Origin of the sequence: Mesorhizobium sp. M7A.F.Ca.ET.027.03.2.1 (genome assembly GCF_003999175.1) — a bacterium.
GTDB lineage: Bacteria > Pseudomonadota > Alphaproteobacteria > Rhizobiales > Rhizobiaceae > Mesorhizobium.
The window spans coordinates 1-10,235 of the sequence record NZ_RZOM01000087.1 but is presented as its reverse complement, the minus strand read 5'-3'; the positions used below and the strand labels follow the sequence as shown (position 1 = coordinate 10,235).

The following is a 10,235-nucleotide window of genomic DNA, read 5'->3' as shown; positions in this document are numbered from 1 at the left end:
CCTCACCGCTTCCGCCTCGCTCATCAGCAGCGCGCCGGCGGCACCGTCATTGATGCCGGAGGCGTTGGCGGCGGTCACCGTGCCGTCCTTGTCGAAAGCCGGTTTCAGCTTGGTCATGGCGTCGATCGTGGCGCCGTGGCGAATGTATTCGTCCTGGTCGACGATGGTGTCGCCCTTCTTGCCCTTGATGGTGACGGCGACGATCTCGTCCTTGAACTTGCCGGCCTTCTGCGCGGCCTCGGCCTTGTTTTGCGAGGCGAGCGCGAACTGGTCCTGGTCTTCGCGGGTGATCTGGAACTGACGCGCGACGTTTTCGGCGGTGTTGCCCATGTGATAGCCGTTGAAGGCGTCCCACAGCCCGTCCTTGATCATGGTGTCGATCAGCTTGAAGTCGCCCATCTTGACGCCGGCGCGCAGGTGCTGGGCATGCGTCGAAAGCGACATCGATTCCTGGCCGCCGGCGATGATCACCTTGGCGTCGCCGATGGCGATCTGCTGCATGCCGAGCGCAATGGCACGCAGGCCCGAGCCGCAAACCTGATTGAGGCCCCAGGCTGTGGTTTCCTTGGGCAGGCCGGCATTGATCGATGCCTGGCGGGCCGGGTTCTGGCCTTGCGCGGCGGTCAGCACCTGGCCGAGGATGACCTCGTCGACCTCGCCTGGTTCGACACCGGCACGCGACAGCAATTCCCTGATGACGACGGCGCCGAGTTCATGCGCAGGGGTGGCGGCGAAGGCGCCGTTGAAGGAGCCGACCGGCGTGCGCGCCGCACTGGCAATGACGATGGAAGCGGACATTTTCTTCTCCAGACTTCAAGGGTGTTGCTCTGTCGTTGGGGACTTTTCTTGCCCTTTCCCAACCCCAAGTCAAACCGGAAATGGGCATGGCGCCCATGCGCCGCATGCAGGCCGTGCCTTGCCAGGGCGACCATTCGTCCATTGCTGCGCAGCATATTTTGCCTGCTATGCAGCATTTAGTGATCCCGCACTGCACAAACTGCTTGGAATTGTGAAGCTTTTGCGCATATCCTCAAAAAAAAGGCACAATCGTTATCGGCGGCTTGCTCAGAGGCGCGCCGGTGTCCCCGGGAGGATGTAGATGGCCGCTAAAGACGATCCGATCATCATCAAGAAATACGCCAATCGCCGCCTCTACAACACCGGCACCAGCACCTATGTGACGCTTGAGGACCTCGCCGAGATGGTCAAGAAGGGCGAGGAGTTCACCGTCCAGGACGCCAAGACCGGCGACGACATCACGCATCCGGTGCTGACACAGATCATCTTCGAACTGGAGAACAAGGACGGGCAAAACATGCTGCCGATCCCGTTCCTGCGCCAGCTCATCGCTTATTACGGCGACCAGATGCAGATGATCGTGCCGAGCTTCCTCGAACAGTCGATGCTTGCCTTTTCCAAGGAGCAGGAACGCTTTCGCGAGCAGATGAAGGGGGCGATCGGCAAGTCGCCGCTCGACATGATGAAGATCACCACGCCGATCAAGGCGCTGGAGGAACAGACACGCCGCAACATGGAAATGTTCCAGAATGCGATGCGGCTGTTCACGCCGTTCCCGCCCGCCGGCACCGCGCCAGCCGCCGCGCCGTCGCCCGAGCCGGCCAGGAAGGAAACGTCAGAAAAACCCGACGATCTTCAGGAACTGAAGGACCAGATCGCGGCCATGCAGCGCAAGCTCGACACGATGTCCTGAGCGCTTGGCGCTCTTGCAACCCTACACCAGCACGCCCTCATAGCGGCCGCGCGGCCTGATAACACTTCCGCTTGTGATCTGTTCGACCGTGTGCTCGGCCCAGCCGACGCTGCGTGCGAGCGCAAACAGGCGAAACGGCGCATCGCGCGGCAAGCCGAGGCTGCGCGTCAGCGCTGCCAGCCCAAAGTCGATATTGGGAAGCGCGCCGGTCGCCGCAAGGGCAGCATCGCGCAGCGAAGATAGTGTGCCGTCAACCTCGATCACCGACAGAAGCGCCGCCCCTCGGGGATCGCCGTCAGGATAGAGCTGATGACCGAACCCCGGCAATGGCCGGTCGTGGCTGAGCCAGCGCCGGATCGTCGCATCGGCGCCATGTCGGGCCGCATCCTCGGCCAGTTGCATCACCGCCTCGCCGGCACCGCCATGGCGAGGGCCTGACAGCGTCGCGAGCCCGGCCAGCAGGCAAGCGGCCAGCGGCGCGCCGGTCGAGGCTGCGACGCGCGCGGCGAAGGTCGACGCATTCAGTTCATGATCGGCAAGCAGGACAAGCGCGCGGCGGATCGCATTGGCGCCGCCGGCGTCCACCGACCAGGCCTGCGCCAGCCGCTGATGGACGGGATCTGGTCCTGCCGGTGCGCCCAGCGCGGCGACCAGCACGCCGACAGCGTGCGCGGCATCGGCATGCAGCGAGGCCCGGTTGCGCCCAAGCGACGGGCGCCCTTGGCCGGCAAGCACGGCAAGTTGCGCAAAAGCCGAGGCCCGGCCGGCTTGATGGGGCACATCCGGCGACGGTGCTTCGAAAGCCACCGGTTCCGGCAGAGCCCAGAGAATGGCGGCGGCTTCTTCCAGTGTGGCGTGCCCGGAGAGCACTGCGGCGTCCTGCCCGCGATAGATGAGCCGACCGTGCGAGACGGTCGAAATCGCCGTTACGATTGAGGGTTCGCCCCAGGCAATGGCGCTTTCAGCGATGACTGATGGGCTCCGTCCGCGCGCCCGGCGGGTCGCCAGTGCGGCGATATCGTCGGCGCGGTACTGGCTGCGGCGCGGATCGGCGCGGTCGGGCCGCATGCCGATGCGCCCACGGCTGACATAGGCGTACAGCGTCTGCGCCCGCACCTTGAGGCGCTCAAGCGCCTCTTCCCGGGACAACCACTCGGACATATCGAGCCCTGATATTGATTCTATTGATCAAGATTGATGGAAACGTTGCCCATCTCTATCTCCGATCCGGAAATGCTTCAAGGAGACAGGCTATGGCGAATGGGCTCGATGACGTGGTGGCGGCGGAAACCGTGCTTTCCGATGTGGATGGTCTTGGTGGCCGTCTGACGATCCGAGGTCATTCGCTGCCGGAGCTGGCCGGCCGCTTGAACTATGCCCAGGTGATGCGGCTGCTGCTCGACGGCTTCTTCGACGACCTTCCCGATGAGGCGCAACTGACGCGGGCACTGGGCCAGGCACGCGCCGAGGTGTTCGAACGGCTCTTGCCCTCGCTGCCCCTGCTGGCGTCGCTCGATGTTTACAGCGCCATGCGCGCCGGCATGGCGCTGCTGCCGGACGGCAACACGCTGACGGACGCATTGCGGCTGATAGCGGCACCTGCCGTGCTGACACCGGCGCTGCTGCGCCTGCGGCGCGGCGAGCAGCCGATCGCGCCGGACAGCCGCGCCGATCATGCCGCCGACATGTTGAAGATGCTGAGCGGCAGCGTCGCCTCGACGGCGCTGGCGAAGGCGCTCGATACCTATCTCGTGACCGTCTGCGATCATGGCCTCAATGCGTCGACCTTTGCGACGCGCGTGGTGGCCTCGACGCAGGCCGGCCTGACATCCTCCGTGCTGGCCGGACTCTGCGCGCTCAAGGGGCCGCTGCATGGCGGCGCGCCTGGCCCTGTCATCGAGATGCTGGATGCGATCCAGGCGCATGGCGATGCCTCCGGCTGGCTTCGCGACGAGATCTCGCACGGCAGGCGCATCATGGGTTTCGGGCACCGCATCTACCGTGTGCGCGATCCGCGCGCCGATGTGCTGAAGGCCGTCGTGCGGCAACTCGGCGGCGAGGGCGAAACCGGCCGCCGGCTGGCATTCGCGGAGACAGTGGAACAGGTAGCGCTCGACGTGCTGCGGATCGCCAAGCCGTCGCGCTCGCTGCAGACCAATGTCGAGTTCTACACCGCGCTGCTGTTGGAGGCGGCGGGCTTTCCGCCACAAACCTTCAGCAATGTCTTTGCCGCTGGGCGCGTCGCCGGCTGGATCGCGCATGCGCGCGAACAGCAGACGACCGGGCGGCTGATCCGCCCGCAGTCGCACTATGTCGGGCCGGTGCCGGAGCTGGCTGCCTGAGGCTTATCGGCGCCTGGCGAGCGACCGGCGATCCAAACGATATCCTCCTGGTGAGCGGCCGTGTGGCCGCTCATGACGAAAATTTCATCTCCTCAAAAATTCTGGCCGCTGTTATTGCGTCGCATTGAGCATATATGCTGCAGTGCAACATAAGCTCGCTCTTGCCGCAACCAGAGGACTCCGCCCTTGGCCGCCAGAAAAACCGCAGTCATCACCGGCTCCACATCGGGCATTGGCCTGGCCATCGCCCAGGCGTTGGCGGCCGAAGGCAATAATGTCGTCGTCAACTCTTTCTCCGACACGGCCGCCGACCACGCCATCACTGATGCGATCGCCAAACACCATGGGGTGAAAACCGCCTACATCAAGGCGGACATGTCGAAACCGGCGGAATGCCGGGCGCTTGTCGCCAAGGCGGCTGAGACATTCGGATCGGTCGATATCCTCGTCAACAATGCCGGCATCCAGCATGTCGCGCCGGTTGAGGACTTTCCGATCGAGAAATGGGACGCCATCATCGCCATCAACCTGTCGTCGGCGTTCCACACCATTGCAGCCGCGATCCCGCTGATGAAGGAGGCCGGCGGTGGCCGGATCGTCAACATCGCCTCGGCGCACGGCCTGGTCGCGTCGCCGTTCAAATCGGCCTATGTCTCAGCCAAGCACGGCATCATGGGATTGACCAAAACGGTCGCACTCGAACTGGCGCGCGAAAAAATCACCTGCAACTCCATCTGCCCGGGCTATGTCCTGACGCCGCTGGTCGAGGCGCAGATCCCCGACCAAATGAAAGCCCATCAGATGGATCGCGAGACCGTCATCCGTGAGGTCATGCTGGACAAGCAGCCGACCAAGGAATTCGTCACGGTGGAGCAGATCGCGGCAGCGGCGGTGTTCCTGTGCTCGGACGCGGCAGCGCAGATCAACGGCACGCATCTCTCGGTCGATGGCGGCTGGACCGCCGCGTGAGGCGCAAAACCTTCTCATCTATCCAAAACGAACCAAGGACGACGCCATGACCAAAAACGGCAAGGCGGAGGAGACAAAGAAGAAGATCAACATCGCGCTTCAGGGCGGCGGCTCGCACGGGGCCTTTTCCTGGGGTGTGCTCGACCGCCTGCTGGAGGACGGACGGCTGGAGATATCAGCAGTGTCCGGCACCAGCGCCGGCGCCATGAACGCAGTGGCGCTGGCCGACGGATATGTGCGCGGAGGTGTCGAGGGAGCGCGGCAGAAACTTGACGATTTCTGGCGCGCGGTGGCGGCCAAGGGCCGGTTCAGCCCGGTACACCGCATGCCGTGGGATGTCGCCTGGGGCAACTGGTCGATCGAGAATACGCCTGGCTATGTCTTCTTCGACACCATGTCGCGGGTGTTCTCGCCCTATGTCGCCAATCCGCTCGGCTTCAACCCGCTGCGCGACGTGGTTCAGCAGGAGATCGATTTCGACAATGTCCGCGCCTGCAAGTCGATGGAACTGTTCATCTCGGCGACCAATGTCGAGACCGGACAGTTGCGCGTCTTTTCTGATGGCGAGATCGACCTCGACACGGTGATGGCCTCGGCCTGCCTGCCGCAACTGTTCCGTGCTGTGGAGATCAAGGGGGTGCCCTATTGGGATGGCGGCTATGGCGGCAACCCGGCGCTTTATCCGTTCTTCAAGACGGCTGCGACCGAGGACGTGCTTCTGGTGCAGATCAATCCGGTGGTGCGGGAGGGAACACCAAGAAGCGCCAACGAGATCCAGAACCGCATCGACGAGATCGCCTTCAACGCCGGGTTGCTGCGCGAATTCCGCTCGATCGCCTTCGTCAAGGAACTGATCGCCGCCGGCCGTCTGCCGCATGGCGAGTATCGCGACATCCGCATGCACCGCATCGATGCCGACGAGGCGTTCAAGGACCTGTCGGCGTCCTCGAAGGTCAACGCCGAATGGGCGTTCCTGACCTACCTGCGTGATCTCGGCCGCACCGCCGCCAGCGACTGGCTGGAAGAGAATTACGAGGCCGTCGGCAAGCGACCGACGCTCGATCTCTCCGGCGAACTCGATGACGGCTTCAAGCCGGTGCGCGGTCCGGCACCTGGCCGGCGGGTCAAGGAATTTCTTGCGGCGCGCAAGAACCCGGAGGCAGAGCGCCGGCGCGCCTGAGCGACCAATCAATGTGCATCGATTGGTCCGCAATCATGCCTTCAAGGTCAGGTCGATCACCCTGATCAGGGCAGCGGCCGCCTGCCGCTGTCCCTCCGGATCTCTGATCCGCGCCTTCATGCCTTCCAGCCCGTCGAGCAGCATGTCGGCAAGCAGTTGCGCCGACAGGCCTCTGGCCGCCAGGTCGACGCCGTTCCTGGCTGCCTCGCGCTCGATCGCGGCGCCGATGTGTTGGCCAAGCCCGCCGCGCCAGCAGCCTACCAGATCGCCAAGGCTCGATTCCATGTCCAGCAATTCGGCGCCGTGCGGCGAAGCAACGACCGCGCCCATCATCGAGATGAATGCCTCGTCGATGGCCCGCATCATGCGCTCGGTGAAAGGGCCATCGCCGGATAGGGCAATCTTTGCCGCCTCGACCGAGCGTGACAGGATCATCATGGCGATGGCGCGGAAAATGTCGGTCTTGTTCTTGAACAGGAGATAGAGCGCCGGGCGCGACATGTCTGCGGCGCGGGCGATATCGTCCATGGTGGTGCGCGAGAAACCATAGGCCAAAAATACCTTCATCGCGCCATCCAGGATACGGACGCGTTTGGGGTCTGTGGCGGTGATGTCTTCGATCTGGTTCATGGAGCAATTCTATCCTGCAAAATCCTATTTGACAAAATGACGAAATTTGTCAATCTGTATTAGGTGAAATGGCCGAGAGGACGCTTCGCCCTTGGCAGCGGACGACAACAAAGGGTATCCCCATGCGCCTTACCGTCGACGGGCAGTCATTCGATATCGATGCCGATCCGGACATGCCGCTGCTGTGGGCGCTGCGCGATCTCATTGGCAAGACAGGGCCGAAATTCGGCTGCGGCATCGCCGCCTGCGGCGCCTGCACAGTTCACGTTGACGGTCAGCCGGTGCGTTCCTGCTCACTCCCGGTTGGGCAGGTCAGCGGCGCTATCACGACCATTGAAGGCATCGGCACCGCGGGGAAGCTGCATCCGGTGCAGCAGGCATGGCTGGAGGAACAGGTCGCGCAATGCGGCTACTGCCAGGCCGGCCAGATCATGAGCGCGGTGGCGCTGCTCGATGAAGTCGCCGACCCAAGCGATGCCGACATCGACAACGCCATGGGCGGCAATCTCTGCCGCTGCGGCACCTATCCCAAAATCCGCTCGGCCATCAAGAAGGCCGCGGCGCTCAAGACGGCGGGTCTCTGACCATGGCCAGTGTCGGAAAGATCGCCCGCCGCACGTTTCTGATCGGCGCTGCCGCTGTCGCGGGCGGCGTTGCCGTCGGCTATTACTACTATCGCAAGCCTTTTCCGAACCCGCTCGAGGCCGAACTCGGCAAGGGCGAGGCGACGTTCAACCCCTATGTGAAGATCGGCGCCGACAACACCATCACCATCGTCGCGCCGCGCGCCGAGATGGGGCAAGGCATCTCGACGACGCTGGCGGCCATGGTCGCAGAGGAACTCGACGTCGGGCTCGACCGGGTTAAGGTCGAGCATGGACCAGCATCCCATGCCTACTACAACGCCGCGATCCTTCAAGAGGGCGGTCCGTTCGCCTTCTTCGACGAGAGCATGACGGCGCAAGCGGTGCGTTCGGGTCTCGGCGTGGTTGGCAAGTTCCTTGCCCTGCAGGGCACCGGCGGTTCGGCTTCGACACGCGATGGTTTTGACAAGATGCGGCAAGCGGGTGCCGCTGCCCGGCAGATGCTGATCGCGGCTGCGGCGCAAGAACTGCGTGTTGCCGCAGCCGATCTGGAAACGGCCGACGGTTCGATCCTGCACAAGGCGTCGGGCAAGTCGCTGACCTATGGCGCGGTCGCCGCGGCTGCCGCCGCGATGGCGCCGCCGGACGAAGTCAGGCTCAAGGACAAAGCCGACTGGAAGCTGCTGGGAAAGCCGCAAAAGCGCATCGACATGCTGGCCAAGGTCACCGGGGCGCCGATCTTCGGCATCGATGTCAGGCTGCCGGACATGCTCTACGGCACGGTCAAGATGAGCCCGCGCTTCTGGGCCAAGCCGGTCAAGGCGGACCTTTCCAGGGCCGAAAAAATGCCCGGCGTGATCAAGATCGTGCCGCTTGAGACGAATTATGGCCATGGCTTCGGCATCATCGCCGACAACACATGGGCGGCATTCAAGGCGGCCGAGGCGATCGACGCCCAGTGGTTCGATCCCGAATACCCGCTCGGCAGCGCTGCCATTTCAGATGTGCTGAAGCAGGCGCTTGCCACCAAGGGGTCGGTGATGCGCGACAATGGCGACGTCGATACCGCTTTTGCCGACGCGCCGCGCGAAAGGATCGTCGAGGCAGACTATGCCGTGCCCTATCTGGCGCATGCGACGATGGAGCCGATGAACGCCACGGCGCAGCTCAGGGACGGCGCGCTAGACATCTGGTGCGGGAACCAGGCGCCGACCCTGGTGCGGCAGCTTTGCGCCAACGCGGTCGGCATCGGGCAGGACAAGATCAATGTGCACACCACCTTCATGGGCGGCGGTTTCGGCCGGCGCGTCGAGACGGATTACGCGCTGTGTGCCGCGTTGATGGCGAAAGAGACGGGCGGGCGTCCGATCAAGGTGACCTGGACGCGCGAGGAAGACATGCGCCACGACGCCTACCGGCCGGCTGCTATCGGCAAGTTCCAGGCGCGGCTTGGCGACGATGGCATGCCGGTGGCCGTCGACATGAAGATGGCCTCACCATCGGTGATTGCCGGCATGCTGCGCCGGCTGTTCCCTTCGATATCGCCGCTCGGTCCCGACAAGACCATCGTCGATGGCGCCTACGACCAACCCTACTCCATCCCGAATTACCGGGTCACTGGTGTCGCGGCGCCGGTCTCCATCCCTGTCGGCTCCTGGCGCTCGGTCGGCAGCTCGGTCAACGGCTTCTTCCACGAGGGTTTCATGGACGAGATCGCCATTGCCGGAAAAATCGATCAGGTCGAGATGCGCAAGAGACTGATGGTCGCTTATCCCTCGGCGGTGAAGGTGGTGGAGAAAGTCGCCGCGATGGCGAAATGGGGTGAGGCGCTGCCCGCCGGCAAGGCCAAGGGTATGGCCTTCACCCTGTCCTTCGGCAGTTGGGTCGGCGAGATCGTCCAGGTGGCGGACACGCCGGCCGGAATCCGTATCGAGAAGGTGTGGGTCGCCGCCGATGTCGGCACCGCGCTCGATCCCGGCATCATCGAGGCGCAGTTGATCTCGGCGGCCATCTACGGTCTTTCGGCGGCGATGGGGCAGGAAATCACCTTCGCCGACGGCATGGTCGAACAGTCGAACTTCCACGATTTCGACGCCATGCGGATCTTCCAGTGCCCGGTATTCGAAGTTGCCATCCTGGAAAACTTCCACAGGATGGGCGGCGTCGGCGAGGTCGGCACACCGCCGGCGGCTCCGGCGCTCGCCAACGCCATCTTCGCGCTCACCGGAAAGCGCATCCGCACGCTGCCGCTGTCGAAAGCGGTGGCCTTCGCATGAAGAAGCTCGTCATCATGCTGACGCCTGCTGCCACGCTTGTGCTCGCAGCATCGTTTGCGATCGCGCAAGAGAGCCAGACGCCGGCGCCGGTGGCAGTCGACACAGCAAAAGCCCTGTCCGAATGGGACAAGGTCTATGCGGTGTTCTCGCATCCGCGCTGCGCTGACTGTCATGTCGCGGACGAGCGACCGCGCTGGTCGGGTGCGCATTACGGCGGCACGCGCGTGCACGCCTTCAATGTCCAGCGCGGTGCTGACGGGTCGGGCTTCGGCAGTCCGGGCCTGCGTTGCATGACTTGCCATTTCTCCAGCAATTCCAAGGCATTGCACGGGCCGCCCGGGGCCGAGAACTGGCATCTGGCGCCAGCCGAGATGGCCTGGTTCGGCATGTCCTCGGCCGAAATCTGCGCCCAGATCAAGGATCCCCTGCGCAATGGCAACCGCAGCTTGAAGGACATCGCGGTGCATGTTCGCGACGACAGACTGGTCGCCTGGGGCTGGGCGCCGGGATCGGGTCGTGAACCGGCTCCGGGCTCCGCCGAAG

10 protein-coding genes are annotated in these 10,235 nt (G+C 64.0%); 7 read left to right on the top strand and 3 right to left on the bottom strand.

Annotated elements, in window-relative coordinates:
• Positions 1–798: acetyl-CoA C-acyltransferase (locus EN750_RS06360; RefSeq protein ID WP_127395919.1), on the bottom strand; the 798-nt coding region annotated here is incomplete at its 3' end.
• Between the two features lie 301 nt (positions 799–1,099).
• Here EN750_RS06360 and phaR point away from each other — a divergent pair.
• Complete coding sequence (gene phaR, locus EN750_RS06355; protein ID WP_027037157.1) at positions 1,100–1,711, top strand: polyhydroxyalkanoate synthesis repressor PhaR; 612 nt, start codon at positions 1,100–1,102, stop codon at positions 1,709–1,711.
• Between the two features lie 21 nt (positions 1,712–1,732).
• Here phaR and EN750_RS06350 read toward each other — a convergent pair whose 3' ends face one another.
• Positions 1,733–2,872: a citrate synthase gene (locus EN750_RS06350; RefSeq protein WP_127395918.1), complete on the bottom strand. Its 1,140-nt coding sequence runs from the start codon at positions 2,870–2,872 to the stop codon at positions 1,733–1,735.
• A 92-nt stretch (positions 2,873–2,964) separates the two neighbouring features.
• Between EN750_RS06350 and EN750_RS06345 the strand changes: the two genes are divergently transcribed.
• The 3 genes from EN750_RS06345 to EN750_RS06335 all read left to right on the top strand — a co-directional run bounded on the left by EN750_RS06345 (position 2,965) and on the right by EN750_RS06335 (position 6,202).
• Positions 2,965–4,053 carry a citrate synthase/methylcitrate synthase gene (locus tag EN750_RS06345; protein ID WP_127395917.1) on the top strand — a complete coding sequence of 363 codons (1,089 nt, stop codon included), beginning with the start codon at positions 2,965–2,967 and terminating at the stop codon, positions 4,051–4,053.
• Positions 4,054–4,239: 186 nt separating this feature from the next.
• Positions 4,240–5,022 carry a 3-hydroxybutyrate dehydrogenase gene (locus EN750_RS06340; RefSeq protein ID WP_127395916.1) on the top strand — a complete coding sequence of 261 codons (783 nt, stop codon included), beginning with the start codon at positions 4,240–4,242 and terminating at the stop codon, positions 5,020–5,022.
• A gap of 46 nt (positions 5,023–5,068) precedes the next feature.
• Positions 5,069–6,202 (top strand): patatin-like phospholipase family protein, encoded by a 1,134-nt coding sequence (locus EN750_RS06335; protein ID WP_127270167.1) that lies wholly within the window; start codon positions 5,069–5,071, stop codon positions 6,200–6,202.
• Positions 6,203–6,235: 33 nt separating this feature from the next.
• Here the strand turns inward: EN750_RS06335 and EN750_RS06330 are convergent, their stop codons facing one another.
• Positions 6,236–6,832, bottom strand: a complete 597-nt coding sequence (locus tag EN750_RS06330; RefSeq protein ID WP_127395915.1) for a TetR/AcrR family transcriptional regulator — start codon at positions 6,830–6,832, stop codon at positions 6,236–6,238.
• A 122-nt stretch (positions 6,833–6,954) separates the two neighbouring features.
• Here EN750_RS06330 and EN750_RS06325 point away from each other — a divergent pair, with 122 nt between their 5' ends.
• The 3 genes from EN750_RS06325 to EN750_RS06315 form a co-directional block, all read left to right on the top strand.
• On the top strand, positions 6,955–7,416 hold the full coding sequence (locus tag EN750_RS06325; protein WP_127327650.1) for a (2Fe-2S)-binding protein: 462 nt from the start codon (positions 6,955–6,957) through the stop codon (positions 7,414–7,416).
• Between the two features lie 2 nt (positions 7,417–7,418).
• Complete coding sequence (locus tag EN750_RS06320) at positions 7,419–9,692, top strand: xanthine dehydrogenase family protein molybdopterin-binding subunit (protein ID WP_127395914.1); 2,274 nt, start codon at positions 7,419–7,421, stop codon at positions 9,690–9,692.
• A partial coding sequence (locus EN750_RS06315; protein WP_127395913.1) for a hypothetical protein occupies positions 9,689–10,235 on the top strand: 547 nt, incomplete at its 3' end. The genes EN750_RS06320 and EN750_RS06315, both read left to right, overlap by 4 nt.

Excerpts from the sequence above, each read along its gene's own strand:
- EN750_RS06330 (WP_127395915.1), bottom strand. The coding sequence starts at position 6,832 with ATGAACCAGATCGAAGACATCACCGCCACAGACCCCAAACGCGTCCGT.
- EN750_RS06325 (WP_127327650.1), top strand. The coding sequence starts at position 6,955 with ATGCGCCTTACCGTCGACGGGCAGTCATTCGATATCGATGCCGATCCG.
- EN750_RS06320 (WP_127395914.1), top strand. The coding sequence starts at position 7,419 with ATGGCCAGTGTCGGAAAGATCGCCCGCCGCACGTTTCTGATCGGCGCT.
- EN750_RS06335 (WP_127270167.1), top strand. The coding sequence starts at position 5,069 with ATGACCAAAAACGGCAAGGCGGAGGAGACAAAGAAGAAGATCAACATC.
- EN750_RS06345 (WP_127395917.1), top strand. The coding sequence starts at position 2,965 with ATGGCGAATGGGCTCGATGACGTGGTGGCGGCGGAAACCGTGCTTTCC.
- phaR (WP_027037157.1), top strand. The coding sequence starts at position 1,100 with ATGGCCGCTAAAGACGATCCGATCATCATCAAGAAATACGCCAATCGC.
- EN750_RS06350 (WP_127395918.1), bottom strand. The coding sequence starts at position 2,872 with ATGTCCGAGTGGTTGTCCCGGGAAGAGGCGCTTGAGCGCCTCAAGGTG.